The following is a 202-nucleotide window of genomic DNA, read 5'->3' on the forward strand; positions in this document are numbered from 1 at the left end:
CGGCCTGGACACCACCGACATCGACGCCGTCGAGGCACACGGCACCGGCACCCGCCTCGGCGACCCCATCGAAGCCCAGGCCCTCCTCGCCACCTACGGACGAGGACGGCCGGACGGCCAGCCGCTGTACCTCGGCTCCCTCAAATCCAACATCGGCCACTCACAAGCAGCAGCCGGCGTCGGCGGCGTCATCAAGATGATC

1 protein-coding gene is annotated in these 202 nt (G+C 69.3%); it reads left to right on the top strand.

What is annotated here, in order from left to right; all coding sequences use genetic code 11:
* Positions 1-202: hypothetical protein (locus tag IG05_RS43475; protein ID WP_037816146.1), on the top strand; the 202-nt coding region annotated here is incomplete at both ends.

The sequence above is a fragment of the Streptomyces sp. NRRL S-1022 genome (assembly GCF_000720135.1).
Lineage (GTDB): Bacteria > Actinomycetota > Actinomycetes > Streptomycetales > Streptomycetaceae > Streptomyces.